Origin of the sequence: Bacillus cereus group sp. BceL291, assembly GCF_051776705.1 — a bacterium.
Classification (GTDB): Bacteria; Bacillota; Bacilli; order Bacillales; family Bacillaceae_G; genus Bacillus_A; species Bacillus_A cereus.
The window spans coordinates 37770-59748 of sequence record NZ_JBPWAP010000006.1; the positions used below are offsets into that span (position 1 = coordinate 37770).

Consider the following 21979-nt stretch of genomic DNA (forward strand, 5'->3'; position numbering starts at 1 on the left):
GAGGAAAAGGTGTACAAATATGAAGAAATTCGATTTAAACATTGAAAAAGTTTTGGAACATTGGACTGTAGCACATGCATTAAGGGAAATCATCGCGAATGCATTGGATGAATCTATTTTAAGTGAAACAAAAGAGCCGATCATATGGAAAGATGATAATGGAAAATGGCATATTAAAGATTACGGAAGAGGACTGAAACATAATCACTTAACGCAAAATGAAAATAAAGAAAAATTGATACATGTCGAAAAAGTAATTGGAAAATTTGGAGTCGGATTGAAAGACGCTTTGGCAACTTTTGATAGAAGAAACATACATGTATTAATAAAATCTAAGCATAATGATATTACAATTAAAAAGTTATCGAAAGAAGGATTTGCAGATATTACGACATTGCATGCAATCGTTCAAGAACCTTCAGATCGCAATATGGTTGGGACCGAATTTATTTTAGAAGGGCTGCAAGATTCAGATATTGAAAAAGCAAAAGACTTTTTCTTATTATATTCAGGAGAACAAGTGATTGAAGAAACAAAATATGGCGCTTTACTTGAAAAAGTGGATAACAAGGAATCTCGCATTTATGTGAATGGGCTTTGCGTAGCTGAGGAAGAAAATTTGCTCTTTTCCTACAATATTACCTCACCAACTAAAAAACTTTTAAAATCGTTAAACAGAGAAAGAACAAATGTAGGAAGAAGTGCGTATTCGGATCGAATGAAATCGATCTTACTGGCATGTACTGGATCTGTATTTGCAGAAAAATTGGTTAGTGATCTTGAAAAAATTCAAAAAGGTAACTCTCATGATGAGCTACAATGGATAGATGTGCAACTGCACGCATGTAAGATTTTAAACTCGAAAGAAAAAATATTGTTTTTAACCTCGGATGACTTAATCGGGGGCAGTAAATATATCAATTACGCGAAAGATGAAGGGCATAGAATTGTTACCATACCAGAAACGCTTGCACTCAAATTATCTAAAACAAAAGACATTTCTGGAAATGAAATCGTGAATTTGGATTACTATTCAGTGCATTGGAATGATAGTTTTGAATTTAAATTTGTAGATGAAAAAGAATTAAGTAAAAAAGAAAAGGAAATTTATGAGTTAAAACATGTGATTCAAGGATGGTTTCCGAAAAATATAAAACCTGTAAAGGCAATCAAGATTTCTGAAACCATGAGACCTGATGGCTTTACTGGATCAGATGCGCTAGGATTATGGGATAAATCGGACCGTACGATTATTATAAAAAGAAGCCAATTGAAAAGTGTTGAAGCATATGCTGGAACTTTAATTCATGAGTTTGTTCATGCTTATACAGATGCAGATGATGAAACAATAGAATTTGAAAGCGGATTAACAGATATGTTAGGTAAAATAGCGACAATGGTCATAACGAGTAAAGAAAAAGATACATGGTTCAAACGAGTGTTCAAGTTTTAGTAAGCATGTCTCTTGCTACTTCCTAACGTTAAAGCGGGGAGTTTCTAGCGATTAATGATAAAAAACGGTAAAGAGTGTTCTTTACCGTTTTTAAACCGATTTATTTCTCTCTAGTTTTATCGAATTAGAATAAATCTTCTATTTTACAATCAAAGTAAAGTTTTCCCCACGTTATTTGAACTACTTAACTTTGAAAGGTGGTCTCTTTTTTGTATTTTTACTTTTGCTTTTGTTTCAATTCAAATGCTTTTGATCGACGGTCTCTCATGGCGATAATGATATTTTGGTTCACGTTTATTTTTTCGGTGCGTAAACGCTCAATACACTCGTCTATGATAGCAATTTCGTTATCATAATCTTTCAATTTCCGAAACGTCATAGTATATGACGTGTATAGCGCAGGTGCATTGTAGCCGTTGTATCTTGCTTTATCGAACAACTCAATAGCCTTTTCTAAGTTGCCCGCCTTACGTTCTTTATCTCCTTTTTCCCAGTATGGCATACCCTCGTCGAAACCTCGGTCCCAGTTGTGTAGATTTTTTATTTCAGATAAAGGTACTCGTGAGTGAACAGGGTTAATAGAAGAAGGTTCACTCTCTTTTGCTACAACTTCGCCGTATTGTTCTTTTAGAAACTTCCAAACATCAATCAGATGATAGGTAGGTACGTTTCTACCTAATTTCTCTAAGGCTTGTTGTTGGTCTATCTCATAGTTTTGGACTTCATCGTCGCCTAAATATATCCATGCACTAACGGACTTAGCATATTTGCTCTTTAGTATTTTTTTACCGTTTTCTGTTAGTAGAGCATTCACTTCATCTAGATACTTCTCTAGGTTTTCGCCGTAGATTATGCTGATTTCATCTCGCATATTGCGTGTGATGAATACAACAGCTTTCAAATTTTTCTCTTCTACTTTGTCAAACGTTCTAGACTTTTGTCCGAAGTAATGCTCATCAATTTCATTTGCAAACAACACAGGAGCAGTTTCAAATTTTAATTCGGGTGTGTTAGGACTGCGAGAATAACCATTATCACGATTAACAAACAAAGGGGTTATCCGGTTTGTTAATCTATTGTTTGTTTCGTTTAACACTCTAGCCATGTCTTTACTTTCAAGCTCAATAGCTTCGTCCTCTGTTAATCCAGTTGCAATGAAACAAGAGTCAGTTTCGTATTGTTCGCGAATTTTTTCAGCTTCATAAGCTCTTGCATGATATTCTTTATAACGATTTCCTCGTCCTTTGCCCACGTAAAAAATTTCGCCAGTTTTTTTTATGAACCATTCATATACATAAAAATCATTCGTGGTACGTCCAGTAGATACGCCAACAGGAGAAGAAATTGTAATATTTCCGTCTTCGTAGTTTGGTGTGAGGTTGATAGAAATACCTCTTCCAATACTTTTGTTTTCACTTTCTTTCAGTTCATCTTTCTTTGTTTTTTCAATCATCTTTCTCATTTCTCCGAAAGAGTTTTTATTTTCTTCTTGTTCATTTTTCTTTTTGTTCCTGAAAAATTTATCGAATAATCCCATAGGTGAACCTCCCCCTTTATTTTTATGATATTCGAATATGATATTTAAAACTATACCGTTCTTTTTGTTCTATTTCGCGGAACGTTCAATCTCAATTCTTATTCGCGTGATTTAGTGTCTTTTTATCTAGTCCTGGGTATCAAGTGGATAGCCGATATAAGCATTGTGGTAAATGGGGTATTTGCGGTAAAAAATTGAAACAAACTACTTCAATATTAGTAAGGATGGTAAATATGAAAATATTCATCTATAGGTAATTTTTTTAAATCTGCAGTGTAGAACAGAAATCCATTATTTTTTACTGCTTCAAAAAAACGATAAGGGAATTAATGTCTGGATATTTTTTCGTCTTCATTCCATTGCCTAGTACATCTTAAAAAAGAAAACTATATTTTAACAATCACCCTATATGAAGTTACGAAAATTAAGAAGTCATTATATTTAATGGTTGATTAGTAAATTTAATTGATTATAGATTTTCACGTATCGATTAACAATCAGAATTGTTTGTTCTGGAGATCCGTAAAAAACATTATTACTTCCATACTTCTTACTCAGGGAATAAAGAATTTCTTGCATATTTTACTTTAAATTACTTTGATTATTTAATTATTTAATTTTCAGTTATTTGGAAAATAAATAACTTGCGAAAACAGGCTTAATCTTATACGTTTACATTAAATTGGTAATATTTACCTCGCTTGGTGTAACCCGAAAAAGGGGAAAATATCGTCATCTTACTAACAGGTGATGTCATGTATTCAAAAATGCTGAAAGTTATTGTCGATATAACAAAGAAAAAGACGAAAAAGACAAAGCATTCCGTAAAGGCTTTGGAACTATCCGTAAAGAATTCTTATTATAATGAGAAGGAATATCAAGAGGCAGGAGGGTACCGCCGTTTCTATGAATCCCTCCTACAAATAGAGGAAGAGGGATTGGTCCAACGGGTTAAATCATCCAGATTAAACAATCTTGCCCCGGTACTACACGAACAATACTGGTTATTTGGTAGGAAACAAAAACAGAGATGGAACGATAGCATGATTTTAATGCTATTGGATGAACTGAATGTGAGGAAATACCGCTCACTATCTTTTCTTCAAACGGAAGATAACTTATCTAAACTATTAGCCCTATATCATTTTATGAAAACGAAAGATGAGTATAATTGGATAAATAGAGAAGAGCGGTCACTGATGCTTTTTGGTGACGAAAAATTTTTGAGCTCAAATAAGGGGAAGTTATTTTTAAAACGTATTGACCTAACCCTTCATGATTTGAAAATAGAGGAGAAACAAAATGAATTTGAATATTGGATATCTGCCGATTTCGATAAGATGTCCAACATTCATGTGTTGATTATTGAGGGTAAAGCGACGTATCGCACTTTAAAAAAACAATTAGCTAAGAACGAATGGATTTTTGAAAAACGACCGGGTTTATTGATTTTTGGTCAAGGCAATGGGATTGTTTCTACCTTTCCATACATCGAGAGGCTGTTGCGAGAAAAGAATTCTACCATTAGCTACGCTGGAGATATTGACCCTTCTGGCCTAAGCATTTATTACACTTTAGTCCACCGATTTCCTGATTATCACATACAATTAGCTGAAGATATCTATGACTTTATGATGATGAAACAACAATATTACCCACAACAAACCAGTCAAGTCTTGGCGAGCGGGGCTGAACAATATTTCAAAACTCATTTTCCACATCTTTATCATCAAATTGAACCTCTTTTTACAGAGGGCTTGCGAATACCGCAAGAAGTGATAAATTTTGACACTATATAAAAGTTGGAGGTTAAATTGTGGAGGTAGATTACAATAATATTGAAAGTCGTGGAAAACGATTAAATCCCATATGGAGTTTAGGGACAGGGATGGAAGTCGGTGAATTGTCACCGTATATACGGCACATTTGTCTCGACATTTTATTAGAGATTTTTAAACGTGAAGTACGAACAGATGAGAGAAGGACAATACCCGAATTAGAGCATCTAACCAAACAAGTCCTGACCAAATATAATTTTCAAGCGAGTAAGGGAAGAAGTGAGCGCATTGTTGAAGGGCTTATCTGGAGTGGGGACCCACGCTACTTGAATGCTTTTAAAGCCCCTTATTTCAACGAAAAAAAACAACAATGGGAAGAACATTCCTTTCGATTTTTAGAGGATGAACTTGAAAGTAGCAACTTGGAAGAACAAATCTATGTCTATAAATTAACAGAAGAATCATATGAAATTATCTTTATGAGTCATGAAATTCTAGATGAATTAGATATTGATATTCAATCCTGGGTGGCATTGCAATTAATAAAGAGCGGGAATTATCGGGATGCACTGGATAGATTACAGAGGTTAATTATAAGGGTTCGAAAATTAATCAAAAAAGAAAGCATATTTTCTATTGAGATTAAACGGAACCCTAAAATTATCAATAGTTACACTCGTCTCACCGGTCAGGACCATAAGAGGAATGTCGAAACTCAATTTGCTGAAGAAAAAGAGCGGTATATGGAAATGGAACGGTTGTTAATTAAAATTAATGATGTGCCTGATTTAGAAGTAGAGGTCACAGCACTTCTTGAGAAAATCAATGAAACAAGAGAACTTCATGATAACCTTGCGCAACTGGTCATTGAAAATATTAAAACGGAAATCACAATTCGAAAAAATCATTTCCATCTGCTTTGGAAAAAACCTCGTATTTCCTTTAAAGAATCCATCTGGGAGGATTTAATCCTTCAAAAAGGTTTTGCAGACCCAGATGACATGTTTAAACTACTCTCCATGTTATTTTCACCTAAGAAACCATTGATTTACCCTTTAGATTGGTCGATTGACCAAGATGTGACGATGCCTGCCATCAATATAGATGGCGATGACGATGATGGTTCTTCGGATGACGACGATGGATTCATTATTCCTCCTACTGATTGGAAACCGTTGGTGGAGCTATGGAAACCTGTTTTTTATGAATTGTTAAAAAAAGGGACCATTCATCTTCATTCCGTTTTTGATAGTGTTGAAACCAAGAGCGTTTGGTTAAACAATAAGTATGCCATTGAGCTATGGAATCAATTTGTGAATAACTCGCTTTTCGTTACCAAGCAGGACCTTCTAAATTCTAGTGATCAGCGAGTTCGCCTTTTAAAAGAGCTCATACATGAGGATGAAACCTTTGAAGAATTATTAAACCAGTACATTGTAACGGAATTCGTAGAAGGTGAACATGTTTCATTTACATTGGATGACCGTAGGGGATTAATCATAACCGATTACCAGCTGCACTTAAAGGAGGGTGTCAAAAATCATGCTTAACATGGAAAGTGTGGAAGTCGCCAATGAGATTTACAGTGCTTTGTTGGAAAAACGTGCCCTGAAGGATGAAGATGCATTGGTTTTTAAATATAAACAAAATGAATCAGCACGACTTATTCTTAAAAATCGCTGCAAAGTAGAAGGAACTGAGATACTACTGGGCAAAGAGTATCTCCACTTGGTTACCAAAGACGGTTCGTTATATTCCTCTGCGTTTTCACAAATGAAAGAAAAATACTATGTGATAGAAAATAAGAGGATTTTACATTTAATTGGTTTACTACACTTCGTCTTTTTCTCCGAAGCTAGTATCGAAATTTCCACTAGTCAAATAGAATGGCTTCAAAACGGTGTTTCGTACTATAAACTTATCGAACAGGCTGACAAAGTTTTCAAACAGTTCTATGATATGCAGGTAAAAAGCAATGGTGAGTTTTCAAAAAAATTCTCTATTGCCATTGACGAAATATATCATATGTGGAAAGACCTTGACATTGATTATCCTTTACGCCAGCGTGTGACCATGAATCGTAAAACGAAATTTGGATTGATCCATACAGCTATGAAAATATTAGAAGATGACGGATTAGTTTTTATCAAAATCTTCAAGAAAAACGCCGAAGCGGTACCAACTCGTATTTTCAATGAGCGTTTGGACTTGCAATTTAATAACAATGTGAAGTTTCATGAAATTAAAAACTTGATAAATCAAATTAAAGATGATGAGAGGAAAGATGAATAGATGGATTCCTTGATAAAGCAAATACGAATCGCGGGTCTGAAATACGCCAAGATGCAAAAACAATATAAAGATACGTTGCTCCCTTTTCACCGTGATGGGGAACCGGTAAATACGTTGATTACACTAGTTAATATGGGCGGGAAAGGCGTTTTGCTACAAGCCATCTTTCAATTGCTAGACCCTCTCATTCGTTGGGGAAAAGAAGAGAAGATGGTGGACAGCTTCTTTTTTAATGACAAGCGTAAATTTGTTCCTTATTCCTTTCACGTACTCATCGAATGGCTAGTCGGTTGGGAACCCCATACGAAGATTATGACAGGAATCGCGGTATCCGCCAAACCAAAGATTAGCAACAAAAGAGATGCTTCACCTATTGAACCGGAATATCTCTTATATATTGTGGAGCAGAACGAACAGACTCCCTTTGATATCGCCTCTATTCCGGTATGGAATGAGGATACTCAAATCGCCTTATCGATTGATGATTTAAAGAATTACTTAAAAAAACATGATGACCATGTGAAAATCTTTAATCGAAATCAAAAACGAGAGTATTTTTCCACTCTCAAAAACTACGGGATTGACCCGAATGAATGGCGTGTATTGAAGAGTATCAATAAAGATGAAGGGGATGTCTCTGCTTTTTTTGCTAGAGCAAATGATAACCATAGTCTCATGTCTAATCTCATCATCCCGACACTTGATAAACAAATTGAGCCGGACTATAAGAAAAGCTATGTAGAATCCAAAAGCTTAGCTGAAACTTTCAAGGATGTAGCGATAGCCAATCAAGAAATGCCAAAACTGTTGGAACGGGAACTTACGTACAAAATTATGATGGACGAACTAACACCGGTGGCTGTCTATTTAAAAAAATGCGCTGAGTTAGAAAAAAACCTGCTAGAACATCGTAAAAACGGGTATATCATCAAGGAGTTTATGAAAGGTCAAGTTCAAATCAAAGTCGAAACCGACAAGGCGATTGCAAAAAAACTTGAGGGTATCGACAACCAGCTGCAAGAACTAAAGTGGGAATCGGCAAATCTTGGCTATGCAAATGCGTTCCAAAAAGTATCCGGTTTAGAACAAGAGATTAATTCACTATCAGTCAAGTATGAAGAAGTAATGGGTCTTCTAACCAAGGAAGAAGGTCTCTTTAATGAATATACCGTTAAATTACGTTTATTCGAACACGCCAAATTAAACAAAAATCGAGATAACAAACGCCAACAATATAACGAGTTGAAAAATCTGCTTGAAATAGATGACTTAGAAAATGAAATGAAAAAATTTAAAGGGAAATTAAAAAATAATTGGGATCTTATTCAAGGGGCGTGGTCTTCTATTAAGCAACAACATCTTGATTATATGAAACTATGCGATGAAGAAATTAAAAAAGACAAGCTGTTGCTTGAAAATATCGAAGATTCCATTAAAGGGTTGGAAACAAAAATCATTCAAATCAATACACTCTTGGAAGTACATGAAAAGAAAAAAGAGGAGCTTCAAGGTCTCATCGGCGAAATGGTTGCCGATGACCCCCATTCTCTTCTTGATAATTTGAATTTAAAAAAACAATCACTTCAAGAGAATTATGACGTCTTAATTACAGAACAAAATAATTTGCAGACAGAGAAAAACGGACTTCTGCTTAAGAAAGGTAAAAGTTCCGCAATGGTTTCTTCCCTGAATAAAAAAACTAAGGACTTAAACCGGGACATTCAATTAAAAAGCCAGAAGGAGAACGCTTTAATTGAAGAGATATCGGATATCACCAATGAACGGGTAGAAACATACTCAAAAGAAGTTATGGGTACTTCCATAAAAATATTAGAGAAATTATGTACGTTAACGGAAAATACCATTGACTCCAAATCAAAGGAACGATGGTCATTGGAATCCCAATATGATTTACTAAAAGATTCGGATTATTGGATACCGAATAAAGATATCGTTTTGGTAAAAGAACAGATTTCTTCCCAAGGTATCACCTGTGAATTGGCCATGGAGATTTTATATCAAATGTTGGATAACCTTGGTGAAGCATTGACGAAAATAGAAATCGAAAAATACCCTTTATTCCCGTATGGTGTAGTGGTTCATTCAGAGGATTTAGAGGATATTGATTTCTCGTTCCTCGAAAAACAATATTATCAATCTCCTGTTCCCATCTTTGTTCGTGGGGATATGAGAAACCATGGAGCTGACATGAAGCAGGAACATGAACGTCTCTATCCGTTCCAACAGGGATCATTTGTCGCCATTGATGGGTGGCTACATCAGGCTCTTGATTTGTATTCCTTCAGAGAGAAGAAAATCGAGTTAGATAAAAAAGTGGATGATTACGCTTATTTGGTCGACCATCAAAAAGAGTATGTAGCACGTTTGAAGACATTGATTGGAAAATGCAAACTATCACTAAGTGAACCGGACTCTCACCTTCTTCTTTTAGATCGTAATGGACTAGCTGAGGACCTGCAAGTACACACCAGTTTGTTACAAACGATTAGTGATCGGTTGCCGGAAATAGATATGGAGACAAAAGAAAATGCGGCTCAATTAGAAAAAATAAAAAATGACCTAAGTTTGGTAAAGGACGACATCAAAGTCGTCACTTCTTGGATAGAGGAAATGAAGGGAAATAAGCTACTGATAAAAGAAAAGACCGGAATTTACAACCAAATTAAAAGTTTCAAAGAGCAATATGAGTCGATGGGGCGTGTGATTCGGAATAACGATTTTAAAGCTGCAAGTTACCGTGAGGATTATAAAGAGTGGAAAGGGGAAGCAGAAGAACAATTTAAACTCCTGGTGCATATTTTTCCTTGGATAGAAAATCCACTGAATAAAAACAGCGATTTCTCAGTCGAGAAAAAAGATGTACAAATCCCTACCTATCGAACAGAGGAAATTGACTTGCTGAGAAATGAAATCTTTAAGTACAACAGTTTAAATAATGAAATTGAGAAAAAGAATTTTGACCTACAAGCTATTTCCAATGATATTCGCCACTTGGATGAAAAGATTCTTGATATTCAGACAAAACTTGATGAACTTGATAAAAACTGGAGGACTTTAACCGTACCAAAGGAATCAAAAAACGTGATAGCACAGTCCATTCGAATTCATGAAAAGAATGCTACCGAGTTTAAAGAAAGAGCAGACAACTTAAAGATGGGATTTACTAAAAAACAGGGTACTAAAGAACTAGCTGATGAGTTTTTACAAAGTGAAAAAACAAATGTCATGAAAATCAATCCGACTAAGGAGCCGGAAAATTGGTCTGAGATAGATTTGGATGAAAAAGATAAAGAAATCAAAAGAAATCGTCAGCAAGTCCTTGCCTTGAAAAGGAAAACCGAAGATGCTCGAAAAATCAATCAGGGAGCAATGAATACATTAAATATCAATATTACACAACTAGAGGACATGGATTTAGAAAAGACCAACATCAAAGATTTTAATGACATCGAATGGCTACAGGGAATCAAGGAGAACTACCAGCAGAAAACTTCTTCTTGGACCAAGGAATTCACTTATATGAACAAACAATTGCAGAAATCTGGAGTGGAGTTTAAAGCGAAGTATGATGAATATCGCAGAGCCATCGCCCAAACAAAGGATATGGATAGGGAGATTGTCTCGAGAGTAGATGCCTATTTCGATGACATCAATTCACAAGATTATCTGCTACGGCACGAAGGGGTCAACAGCATACTTGAATCATTTGAGGTGGAACTACAAAAAATTCGCGAGAATAAGAATGAAGGTCTCGCTGTATTAAAACAGTGGACAGATAGAGCAACCTATCGAGTAAATCTTATCGTGAAGAAAATGAAACAAATGGTTCATAAAATGAAAATAAAAAACTATCAAGATCACTCTTTTCCACTAGTTAAATATTCAAATCATTACAAGTTTAATGAAAGTTTGGAACAGTACAATAGTATCCTAACGGATTTCTTTATTAAAGTTTTAGACGAGCTTCAGAATGACTATGAAGACATCAATGATATTCCTATCTTTGACATCGAAAAACGAATTGAAGTCAGTATATTGGTGCTAAAGGTCTTAGGAAATCAGTATCCCACGCTGTTTATTTACAATCCTGGTGGCAAAAATCACTTGCTATACGAGAAGCCAAGAGACTCTTATTATTCTGAATGGGAAACCATTATGCACGGTGATTATGCTGAGGCTTCCGGCAGTGGTGGTCAAAAATTGATGACCCAGATGATTATCATGGCAATGTTGATGAAGAGTAATAAAAAAGGCTGGTCTGTTTTAATATCGGACAATCCTTTCAGTAAAATGGTATCGGAACATGTCATTACACCAATTTTTGCTTTATGTGAGTTGCTAAAAATACAATGGATTGTGGTATCTCCTCCTGAACTGACATCGACGTTTGAATTGACAAGAAGATTCCCAGTCATTCATCGTTTGTCCTTTACACGAGATAAAGGGAAGGACTTTATACAAGATGATATTCAAATGAATACCCGTATCTATATAGATAAAGACAACATACTAAATGAAAAACGTGCAGTGTCTGAATAATTACCTAATTTAAATAAAAGTCAATGTCTAAGTAAACAGTGCTGTTCTTATATTAAACAGTGCTGTTTTTCTTATGTTATTGTTCTATTTAGAGGTTTATGCTCTGTAGTAACAAGTCACAGAATTGAAGGAGTTTTTAAGATATAACACGTATTCATACATGAGTGTATATAATTTAATCCGTTTTGAATAAGCACTTGGTTTGTAGGGTTATATAAAATATTGCTGACTATATTTTCAGCTGTCGCTCTATCTGTAAAGGTGGATGCACCTGTTAGCCTAGTATTGGTTTCCATTCTTTGCAATAGCTCTTCGTCCGTTTTCCTACATGTCTTTCTAGTAAATGCTCACTCCAAGCTTCATGAGCCTCAGTCCTCCTTCTGGGGCAAGTGAACTGCTATCACCAGGTTTTACAGTGGTATTTTTATTTAGCAAACGAGTAGGTTGAAAGTTTTTCTTCAGCTGCTCTAAACATAGCACTATCAAATGCAGATCTACCACCATTACCGCCTGTGAAAGCCAAATTATCGCCTTTATTAAATAATTGTTCAGCTTTCGAGATACCATGAGAGAATTTAGCCCCTTGTGCAAGCTTTGCAGCCTTACTGCTCCCTTTATCCCTAATCCAATTTGGATTCAAGCATAAGATCCCCAGCTTGCACGGGTCTCTGCATCACCATTTATCACATCTTTATTAAAAGAGTCGGATAATGCATTCCACATAGCAGGTAAAGCTTCATCTAAATGGGTGACAGTGTAGCCCATGCCTTTCCAAGTTTCCCAGTCACCTAATGCTTTTTACCGTCGATTGTATCTCCAACAGCATCTCCCGCATCATCTACTATACCATCCCAATACTTTTTCTAAGAAAGATTTTTCAGGTGCTTTACTAGACTTAGTTGTTTTGTGGGATGTTACATCTTCACTATCTGCAACGCGGGATTTCTCAGCAATTCTCTTTAATTCTTCTTCGACATGCACAAGTGCATTAATAGCTGTGAATGCGGAGGGTTTCGCATTGTTAAACATTTGAACGGAATTTTGATTTGAGGCACCTGTCCATTGAAAACACAGGTAATCAATTTGATTGCATAAGTTATTATGTATAGATTCTACTGCCTGATTTGTATCGTTTGCCCGTTTTGCAACTCGTTCCAATTCTTCAGGCATTACTTTTATTTGAACCATTTTTTTCCTCCCTTTCTCGATTAAAATTATGAAGTAAGGAAGGGGAAATGTAAATACTTAATATTAAGAAAAATTAGCTGTAGTATATGAAATAATTATGGATGAATCCAGTGTAAATGTGAAGTGGATATAGAGTTTTTATGAGCATGAAAAGTAGCAGTTTCAATTGAAACTACTACTTTTCATTTTTCTTTCACTTTTATAGGAGAGGGGAGGGGAATGAGCTAAGATAAAGTTGTTTTAGTACATTTGTTTTATTCTAAAATATGTTTGAACGAAGGGGATAATTTGCTAAATACAAATTTTGTTCATTTCCTCTTTGATTCATATTTACTTAATAAGAGAAGATCGTTTATACGTTTTTTCATTGTCAAAAATCATTAATTTGATTGAATTTATCATAGTAATGATTGTAATTTATTGTTTTAGAGAGGTTTGAATTCGAAATTTTCCCTTATCGAGGTGGTACAACGGATTTCTAAATGCATTAAAATCCTATTATACAAGGATTAAATAAAGTAAAATACTAATGCCATATTCATGTATATTGCTGTATGAGATTTACTGTTGTTTGGTATTAAATCCCTGTTCTTAATTCTATTTATAACGTTTTTCTTCAATAAATGGTAGTGTATATTTAATAATTTATTATGGATATCTACTAGCTTTTAATCTATTAACATAATTTATAAAGTAAAACCTTTTGTTTCTTTAAATACAATATCCCTAGTTAATTTTCCCAAAACACTCTTTCTGTCATCTTCAACTGATGGCATTATTGCAATTTTAAGTTCTTCTTCACTCTGAAAAAAATTATTAAATGATTTTAATAGTTGTATCCTATATGTGTGATTATATATATAGGATTTTCTAATCGAATCCTGTATATAATTTTTGTGATAAGCATTGTAGATTTCTTCAATATTAAATAACTCTATGTTGCCTTTAATTTTTCTTGCTATATCTTTAGGTGCAGTAGAATAATCTACTTTAATATTAAAATCTTCATTCATACCTAAAAACATTGAAACATAATCTATCTCATTTTTATGTTCTTTTTTAAGGTCTATAACAGTTATTGGAGATATCTCTTCTTCTTGGCTATGAATTACCTCTCTCTTAAATGTAATATATTCAATAATATTTTCTTCAAAGGGTGTATAATTGTTTTTTATATTTGCTTCCTTGCTACCTTTAAAATCTGAATTACATACCTTGCAACTCGGTATTAAATTATAAATAGAAATAGAAAATATAGGGTATTTAGCTTTATCAATAAAGTGGTCTAATGTACCACGAGTTTGTCCATTGTCAGATTGATAGATAAATATAAATTGTGTAGCACAATAGGGACAGATATTTATATCCAATGCTTTTTGATATAAATAAGCATTCCATCCTACTGATTGGTAAAAATATTTATATTCTTTGTGAAAAATTTCAAAATCTGCAACGAGTTTCTGTCGAGTATTAGGATTAGGGATAGAGTTTATTAAATAACTGTAAACCTTTTTTAATTGCGTTAGTGTTTGGATATCACCTAAAATTATGTCTTTAAAATTATTTAATATAAATTTATAAACATTTTTAGCATATCTATCATACTCATTTTGATACGCTTTGAACACCTTTTGGTAAATTCTATTTTCATTTTTACTATTTGCTCCAAATACAAATTCTTCATGTTTAGCTAATATTTCATCGCTTATTTTTAATTGAATCAATTCAAATCACTTCTTTGCTTTAAAATATCCAATTCTTTTTCTAAATATTTTATTCTTTTTTCTATTTCATCATCAGATGCTAACTGTAATTTTTCATTATAAATTTGTAATAATTTATTTTTAATAAAGGGATCACCAATTAAATCAATAAAGGTTTTTAAATTAGATTTATTTTTTAAAACATCATCTGGAGTAGTATTCATTAAATCTTTAATGAAACTATTAATTTTATTTTTGGCGAATTTCCCCATTAAACCATCGTTAATAAAAAATGAATTAGTTAATAATTCATTTATATTAGCACCAAAAGTTCTAGGACTTCCCTCAATTTCGTTACTGAGTGTTAGGGGTTTTGAAAAGTTGGATAAAAATGTAACATTGGTATTTGGAAAATCAGATAATACGAATGGTGAATGAGTAGTTAAAATGACTTGAACATTCCCTTTAAATAATATTTCAATAAGTTTTAAAAAATAATATAACCAATCTTTTTGCCACTGCGGATGGAAATATAAGTCACATTCATCAATTAGTAATAGATATTCAAACTCTTTTAATGATACATTTTCTTTTTGGGGGAGAAATTCTTCATCTATTAAGTCTTGTTGGATTTCATATAGAGAATTGTAAAATCTCCCAAATAAATTTAATAAACTTAATTGCCCACTACTCATTTCTGACCAATAAAAACTTAAAATGTTTGTAGAATAAAATCTATTTTTATAAAAATTTATGAATGTATTACTTTCCGTTGAATTTGAATCGAGGTAATCACCCATTTCATCAGATCTAATATTTAATTCAATTAAATAATTTAACATACTTTGATAGTCATTGTAGATATTATTTAGTTCTGTTTTGATAACTTTTAATATATTTTTATTAGATTCATATATTTTTACTTCTTTAACCAGATTCTTATGAATCATTTTAAAAAAGTTATTTTCTGTTTTAGCGTTATGATGTGTATCAATTAAAATATCCGGATCTAACCTGTGTTTTTTTAAAAGGTATCCAATTTTAAGGCAAAAGCTTTGAATAAGTAATGTAATAAGTTCTTCTTTAAAATCTCCTTTTATACTAATGTTAAAATGTACACCTGAAACATTTTCATTCTCAAATTCTTTAATGAAATGTTCTAATTCAAATGCTAAGTTTTCAATCTCAGATTCTAAAGAATGAGTTCTTAAATATATTTTTGGTGGTATTTTCACTAATTTCTCCATTTCTAAAATGGATTTATATTCATTTACAAAAAATATCTGACTACTAAAATCTTGATATAATAAATCCTCAGGTTTCCTATAACTCTTTAGTAATGAATTGGTTGAAATATTTCTAAATCTTGGGAAATCTGAAAATCTATTATTTCCATAACTTCTGCGAAACTCTTCGTCATAATCAAAATATCTTACATCAAATACATTAGAAAAAAATATAGTTACTTGTTTTTCAAATAGCGTATCTAAAGAATCATTATTTATTATTCTATATTCAAGATTTTCATCAGTTATTTCAATATGATTTATCTCAAAATTACTATCGATAATAATTTTTCCTTGACTTTCAAAAATGAAAATATAATCACTAAAAAACATTCCTTGTTCAATATATTCTACAATCATATCTAAAATGGTGGATTTACCAGTACCATTTTCTCCAACAACAGCGGATAAATTTATATCAATATCACTTCCATTAATTTTAAAAAAATTTTCTACAAATAATTTATTTTTTGATATTACTAATTTATTCTTGTGATATTTAATTTTATATTTCCCGCTGAATGAAGTTTGAAAGTTGTTTAATTTTTTATATGTTTCTATCCAAACAAAAATAATTTTCATTTCAACACCTCATAGATTTAAATTATTACTATTATATATTATCTTATTACGATTAAAATGACACGTCTTTGTTAAAATTTTGCAATCTATTACACCCAATAGGCATGAATATGTTACCAATTTATTTCCTTAGTTCTGTATAAAATAAGGGAGAGGTGTATTATTTTTTATAATTATACTTTTACATAATTAGCAATGTATTTAATAATTTTTAGTTAAGTATTACAAGGTTAACCGTATCAATTTTGATTTAGATAATTAATTCAATTTTCAAACTGAGTAAATATATTAGTACTAATAATGAAGGCGAAAATGCCAATATTTTAGATCTGGAGAGTTAAAAAGAAATTTATAAATAATTAATTTAATTATCTAAAGGTACTCTATTAATTATTGAGGAAAATATCCTACTAACATTTGTATAGAAGTATAATAAATATATGTTCCGCAGAATGATAATGCAAGGTCTTAACAATCCAAGATATAACGAGAAGTCAAATAGCCTGATAAATAATGATGATGTAATAATTGAAATTTATAAGTTGCATATCGGAACATAGGAAAAATAACTCGCTAAAAATAGTAGGTTTTAATGTTTTAAATAGAGGTTTTAATAAATTACTTTACTTAAATATAAGTTAGGAGTTGAATGTTTGTTTTCAGTACAAATATAATGAAATATTAAATTTATAAATGGTATAACTCTCTATTTATCCTCTAAACTAAAAACTTGAATAAGTGTATTTAATGAAAAGGTGATTTAAGGTAGCAATAACAATGTAAAATTAGTATATTTAAAATAAATTAAATTTTAATAGGTATAAGCTTTATGAAGGATCTTTCATTTCATTTGCAAAAGTCTACGTTTGAAATTCATAAGACATACTTAGAAAACGTTATTAAACCTCGGATTGGACATTTCAGATTGCAACAAATTCAACCAATACATATGCAGGCATTTGTTAATGATTTAGCTATTAACACAAAGTATTCAGCTCATACAGTGCACCTTATATTCCGAATAGTAAGTGCTTCGTTAAAAAAGGTGCAGGTTTTAAAGCTTATTAAAGAAAATCCTACTATAGGAATTACATTGCCTAAGATAAGAAAAACACCAGAAATAAATGTATGGACGTTAGAGGAAGTGAACCATTTTATAAATGAGGGTAAGAATGTTTATCGTCCTACTCGTTTTTATATTGCCTGTGTCATCGGATTACTGACGGGTATGCGTCAAGGCGAAATAATGGGACTACGCTGGAGCGACATCGTGAAACAATAACGAAAGGTCGTAAATACTACGGCAGAGATTATAAAATAACTATCTAGTAATATGTGCACGTAAAGGAAATCCTTTAATACCTAGAAATGGTCGCATGGAATTCTATAACCTAATCGAAAAACTCGGGTTACCTATGATACGGTTCCACGACCTACGTCATACCCATGCAACGCTACTTATACAACAAAACGTTAATGTAAAGCTGATATCAGAATGGTTGGGGCATACGGATATACAGACGACGTTAAATACGTACAGTCACGTGCTGCCGACGATGCAGCGTGAGTTGGCGGATAAATTGGACGAGGGTAAATTCGAAGATAGAGGTGTTTAACATAGGCGAAGGAGTCGGCAAAGGTAACAATTAGTTAGCATATATCTCTATTATTGTTGATATAATACAATTTTTTTATAAAAAAAGACCGTATAAACGGTCTACAACTTATATGATACTATTCTTCTTTATTTTGTCGCTCTAATAATACTAATTTAAAAAATTTTAGCCCTGCTTTGCTTGTCTGGATTCTATGATATGATACACCGGCAACTTTAACTCTTTCTACCAATCCAAATGACATTAGAATAGGGGAAACTTTAAAAAACAGAAAATGTTCAACTTTTCTGATTCCTCGTCTATTAGTAATGCCAGTAGTAAATAACTCTTTAAAACTCATGAATAATCTATATATAGTGAGTTCTTCATATACATATTGCCCTTGTAAATCATCTTCTCCAATTAATAATTTTTCTTTTCTTAAAAAATTCCGTACTTCTTCAAAGGAGCTTCCATCAATATCCTTTTTGTTTTCTGTTTCTTGCTGAAGTTTTTCGAGTTTTTTTGTTAATTCAGCATTGTCCCTCATTAATGTATAGTTATCTTTTCTTAGTGCGTCAAGGTCATCTATATTTTGGCCAGAAACCCAACCAGAAAGCGTATTATCTTTTTCAAATTCTTTTAGAGATTCTAATACAGTGAGTTTAATATCTCTAACATCTGAATAAAACTTTGAGATTTTGCTTAGTACCACTTGTTTAAACTCTTCGTATTGTCCATAATTTGTTCTTTCTGTAACAGCTATACCGTGCTCTTTTATTTTTGCCTCTAGAGCTTCCTCGGTAATTACAACTGCAAAACGTGGTTTACCTAGTTCACCAGCGTAATCATACTCCCAATGTGTGTAGCTCTTTCCTGTTTCAGGGTCGATTGATCCATACCTACCGCCTAAAATAAGCATGTATACATCGGACTCCTCTATCCATTTTTTAATAGTTTCTTTTTGTGACGTGTCTGCTGCCTTAAATAATTCCATTCCCGCTGGAATATGCCCGGCATTTAATACAGCTTGTACTGCAACTTGTCTTTCTTCTACTAAGTCAGTAAAAGTTGATGATATAAATACTTGTAATTTTTTCTGCATTTAATTATGATCCTCTCTTTTAATTACGTTTTATTCTATAGCTAATTCTGCTTTTTAATTTTACCATATTACGGGAATGTATCGTGTTAATTATGTACTCCTTTATAAAGAGGAAAAGATAGAAACAATTGTGAGAAATATTCGTAAAAAGCATATGCGTACGATAATTACATAATCTCTCTAACGTAAGTAATGATGTGAATTTCTACATCGAAATGGAAAAGATTCCGATATTTAAATCTTTCTACTCGACGGATTCACAAATGCGAAACTAATTCCATAAACCTAACATAACTTAACAAATAAGCGTACTCTCACCGTTATACATTACGTTACATATTATCAGCCGCACGCTCGTGACGCACGTCCACCCTCCGAAACTCACCCTCCGCACCAATCGGCAGCAAGTGTTCTTGATCTCAATTATGCGTTTAAATGTTAACTATTCGACTTTTACTAAGACAATGCAACAAAGGAACTACATTTATGTAAAGAGGAGAAATCAATATTTTAAATTCATTGATACAGAAGAAGCGAAGGAAGAAGTGAATTCTATTAAGTTTGAAGAAGAATTACAATTTTCAAGGGAGCACATGGATAAATTGAAAACAGTTTTATACATTTCAGAAAGTGTTTTAATTCTTGATGAGGAAGTATATGCAAAAGATATACCTATGGTTGTGAAATCCGTTAAAGTAAATGAGAAGATTTATAATAGATTCGCTGAATTGTGTGAGGAAAGGTTTAATCATTTAAAAATGAATGATTTAATTTCTCAGGCCATGCTTGATTTTTATATAAAGTACAAGAAGTAAAAAGGTGTTAGTCCATGACTAATATTTTTTGTATCTTAATTAAAAAAGAAAGAATATTGACATTTAATAGAAGGTACTGGAATATTAAAATAGGAATATTTTTCAAAAGGTTAAGTGTAAGAAAGGATAAAAAGAAAATATAAGTTGAAAAACTAAAAGGAGTAGAGAAATATGTGGGCTGATGGTGCTTCGAGAATAGATATGTTAGCTTATGAACCGTATGCTGAATTAGTATATGAGGTTGCTATTAGTGAAAGGATGAATCCATTAACAATCGGTTTATTTGGTAATTGGGGCAGTGGTAAATCTACCTTACTGCATTTAATAGAAAAAAAGGTATTAGATGAGAAGGGGAATTCTCAAAAGATAGCGGTTGTATCTGTAAACGCATGGATGTTTGAAGGATATGATGATGCTAAAACAGCCTTAATGGAATCAATATTAAGAAGTATGCAAGAAAATAAAGAAATATCCCAAACAACTGGCGGGAAAATAAAAGATTTGTTGAAACGAGTAGATTGGATAAGGGTTGGAAGTACAGTTGCTAAGAAAGGAATTCCATTAGGTTTAAGTTTGTTAGCCGGAAATCCCCTACCTATGCTCATGAGTGGGATAAGTATGAAGGATTTTGATAATGAGGAAAAGATCGGAAAACATATAGAGACCTATAATAACTTAAAGGAGGAGTATATAAAGCAAGATGATGAAGAAAATGTAATTGAGAATATTAGAAAGTTTAGAGATGAATTCGGAAATTTGATAAAAGAATCTGGTATAGATAATTTAATAATTATCATTGATGATTTAGATAGATGTAATCCAGATAGGATTGTTGAGACATTAGAAGCTATAAAATTATTTTTATCTGTGGAAAAGACAACTTTTATTATTGCCATGGATGAAGATGTAATTACATATTCTATAAAAAGAAAATATCCACAATTAGAAGAAATAGATATAGATGTTTCTAATGATTATATTGAAAAGATTATTCAATTGCCTATCAGGGTATCTGAACTGTCAGAAATAGATGTGAAAAACTATATGTTATTACTTGTTTGTGAGATGTATCTGAAAGAAGAAATGCTAAATCGATTGCTCCAACAATTAAAAGAAGCTGGAATTTTTGTTAAAGGAGAAATTATAAGTGCCAAAGATATAAAGGGAATTGTTCAAGGGTTTGAAGTAGATGTTGAGGATATTATAAAAAGGAGAGGAAGCGGTGAAGACTTCGAGCAACAGTTATATGTATTTGATAGTATAGGCGATATTATAGCAGCTACTCTAAAAGGAAACCCGCGCCAAACTAAGCGTTTTTTAAATACTTTTTATATGAGAAAACGTCTGGCTGAATTACAAGGAATAAAACTTAATTTGGCTATATTAGCCAAATTAATGGTGCTTGAATATGTGGACAAAGATTTATTCAGAGAGCTCTATAAATGGCAAATTGAACATAATGGTTATGCAGAACCTTTAAAAGAAATAGAGGAGAGGGCCCTAACTGCAATTCAGCCTGGCGATGTAGAGAAGCCTGAAGGAGTCAGTGAAAATAAAAATGGTAGATGGTATACAGAAACTATTAAAAGATGGATTGGAGTTGAACCCTCCAATTTGTCAAATGAAGATTTAAGTGTGTATTTTTATCTTGCGCGTGATTCAGTGAGAAGTAAAGGGATATCAGGAAATAATTTGAGTCAAAAAGAGAGAAAGATAATTAACGAAATATGTAACAATCAAATATCTATTGTATTGAGAAAAGAAAAAATCAAAAAATTAGATGAACATGATGAAGTTACACAGAAGGAAATTATCAAAGGCATCATATCAAAATATAATCAAGATAAAAAACTTTATTTAGAAGTATTAATTGAAATTTATAAAATTTATCCCGTGTATCAGCAGTTATTATTTACTGAATTTGTAAAAATTAAAGCAAATGATATAACGCCTAAGGAAACTATACTATTTAAAAATAAATTAACTGTAGATGATTTTGAAAAAATTCAAACTCATTATCTATCAAAAGGTAGTAAAAAACCATTATGGGATGTTGCTGCTGGTATTAAAGGAGGAAAATAAAAG

11 protein-coding genes and 2 pseudogenes are annotated in these 21979 nt (G+C 32.5%); 8 read left to right on the plus strand and 5 right to left on the minus strand.

The window, feature by feature from the left end; genetic code table 11:
• Nucleotides 1-19 precede the first annotated feature (19 nt).
• Entirely contained in the window at nucleotides 20-1453 is a 1434-nt protein-coding gene (locus ACS2CR_RS06910) for an ATP-binding protein (RefSeq protein WP_309567758.1), read from the plus strand.
• Nucleotides 1454-1670: 217 nt separating this feature from the next.
• Here ACS2CR_RS06910 and ACS2CR_RS06915 read toward each other — a convergent pair whose 3' ends face one another.
• Nucleotides 1671-2990 (minus strand): GIY-YIG nuclease family protein, encoded by a 1320-nt coding sequence (locus ACS2CR_RS06915; RefSeq protein WP_153602693.1) that lies wholly within the window; start codon nucleotides 2988-2990, stop codon nucleotides 1671-1673.
• Between the two features lie 755 nt (nucleotides 2991-3745).
• Here ACS2CR_RS06915 and ACS2CR_RS06920 point away from each other — a divergent pair.
• From ACS2CR_RS06920 to ACS2CR_RS06935, 4 genes are read left to right on the plus strand one after another with little or no spacing between them, the layout of a single operon-like run.
• Nucleotides 3746-4789 carry a Wadjet anti-phage system protein JetD domain-containing protein gene (locus ACS2CR_RS06920; protein ID WP_153602692.1) on the plus strand — a complete coding sequence of 348 codons (1044 nt, stop codon included), beginning with the start codon at nucleotides 3746-3748 and terminating at the stop codon, nucleotides 4787-4789.
• 17 nt (nucleotides 4790-4806) lie between these two features.
• Nucleotides 4807-6318 (plus strand): hypothetical protein, encoded by a 1512-nt coding sequence (locus tag ACS2CR_RS06925; RefSeq protein ID WP_086790507.1) that lies wholly within the window; start codon nucleotides 4807-4809, stop codon nucleotides 6316-6318.
• Complete coding sequence (locus ACS2CR_RS06930) at nucleotides 6311-7060, plus strand: DUF6063 family protein (protein ID WP_153602691.1); 750 nt, start codon at nucleotides 6311-6313, stop codon at nucleotides 7058-7060. The genes ACS2CR_RS06925 and ACS2CR_RS06930 overlap by 8 nt, the downstream gene beginning before the upstream one ends.
• Complete coding sequence (locus ACS2CR_RS06935; RefSeq protein WP_153602690.1) at nucleotides 7061-11620, plus strand: hypothetical protein; 4560 nt, start codon at nucleotides 7061-7063, stop codon at nucleotides 11618-11620.
• Nucleotides 11621-11793: 173 nt separating this feature from the next.
• Here the strand turns inward: ACS2CR_RS06935 and ACS2CR_RS06940 are convergent.
• From ACS2CR_RS06940 to ACS2CR_RS06950, 3 genes and pseudogenes are all read right to left on the minus strand, one after another.
• Nucleotides 11794-12808: pseudogene (locus ACS2CR_RS06940) on the minus strand (WXG100 family type VII secretion target); the annotation flags it as partial.
• Nucleotides 12809-13494: 686 nt separating this feature from the next.
• The gene (locus tag ACS2CR_RS06945) at nucleotides 13495-14532 is read right to left on the minus strand and encodes a hypothetical protein (RefSeq protein WP_136983232.1); all 1038 of its coding nucleotides are present in this window, start codon (nucleotides 14530-14532) and stop codon (nucleotides 13495-13497) included.
• Nucleotides 14529-16379, minus strand: coding sequence for an AAA family ATPase (locus ACS2CR_RS06950; RefSeq protein ID WP_153602689.1), 1851 nt, complete (start codon nucleotides 16377-16379; stop codon nucleotides 14529-14531). The genes ACS2CR_RS06945 and ACS2CR_RS06950 overlap by 4 nt, the downstream gene beginning before the upstream one ends.
• Nucleotides 16380-17205: 826 nt before the next feature.
• Between ACS2CR_RS06950 and ACS2CR_RS06955 the strand changes: the two are divergent.
• A pseudogene (locus tag ACS2CR_RS06955) lies at nucleotides 17206-17995 on the plus strand (tyrosine-type recombinase/integrase); the annotation flags it as partial.
• 118 nt (nucleotides 17996-18113) lie between these two features.
• Here ACS2CR_RS06955 and ACS2CR_RS06960 read toward each other — a convergent pair.
• Nucleotides 18114-19079, minus strand: coding sequence for a DUF4062 domain-containing protein (locus tag ACS2CR_RS06960; protein WP_153602688.1), 966 nt, complete (start codon nucleotides 19077-19079; stop codon nucleotides 18114-18116).
• 413 nt (nucleotides 19080-19492) lie between these two features.
• Between ACS2CR_RS06960 and ACS2CR_RS06965 the strand changes: the two genes are divergently transcribed.
• Both ACS2CR_RS06965 and ACS2CR_RS06970 read left to right on the plus strand, forming a co-directional pair.
• Nucleotides 19493-19894, plus strand: coding sequence for a hypothetical protein (locus ACS2CR_RS06965; RefSeq protein ID WP_153602687.1), 402 nt, complete (start codon nucleotides 19493-19495; stop codon nucleotides 19892-19894).
• Nucleotides 19895-20065: 171 nt separating this feature from the next.
• Entirely contained in the window at nucleotides 20066-21976 is a 1911-nt protein-coding gene (locus tag ACS2CR_RS06970; RefSeq protein WP_153602686.1) for a KAP family P-loop NTPase fold protein, read from the plus strand.
• The last annotated feature ends 3 nt before the right edge of the window (nucleotides 21977-21979 follow it).

What these genes read in the sequence shown, in the direction of transcription:
- ACS2CR_RS06910 (WP_309567758.1), top strand. Translation starts at nt 20, where the DNA reads ATGAAGAAATTCGATTTAAACATTGAAAAAGTTTTGGAACATTGGACT.
- ACS2CR_RS06915 (WP_153602693.1), bottom strand. Translation starts at nt 2,990, where the DNA reads ATGGGATTATTCGATAAATTTTTCAGGAACAAAAAGAAAAATGAACAA.
- ACS2CR_RS06920 (WP_153602692.1), top strand. Translation starts at nt 3,746, where the DNA reads ATGTATTCAAAAATGCTGAAAGTTATTGTCGATATAACAAAGAAAAAG.
- ACS2CR_RS06930 (WP_153602691.1), top strand. Translation starts at nt 6,311, where the DNA reads ATGCTTAACATGGAAAGTGTGGAAGTCGCCAATGAGATTTACAGTGCT.
- ACS2CR_RS06935 (WP_153602690.1), top strand. Translation starts at nt 7,061, where the DNA reads ATGGATTCCTTGATAAAGCAAATACGAATCGCGGGTCTGAAATACGCC.
- ACS2CR_RS06950 (WP_153602689.1), bottom strand. Translation starts at nt 16,379, where the DNA reads ATGAAAATTATTTTTGTTTGGATAGAAACATATAAAAAATTAAACAAC.
- ACS2CR_RS06960 (WP_153602688.1), bottom strand. Translation starts at nt 19,079, where the DNA reads ATGCAGAAAAAATTACAAGTATTTATATCATCAACTTTTACTGACTTA.
- ACS2CR_RS06970 (WP_153602686.1), top strand. Translation starts at nt 20,066, where the DNA reads ATGTGGGCTGATGGTGCTTCGAGAATAGATATGTTAGCTTATGAACCG.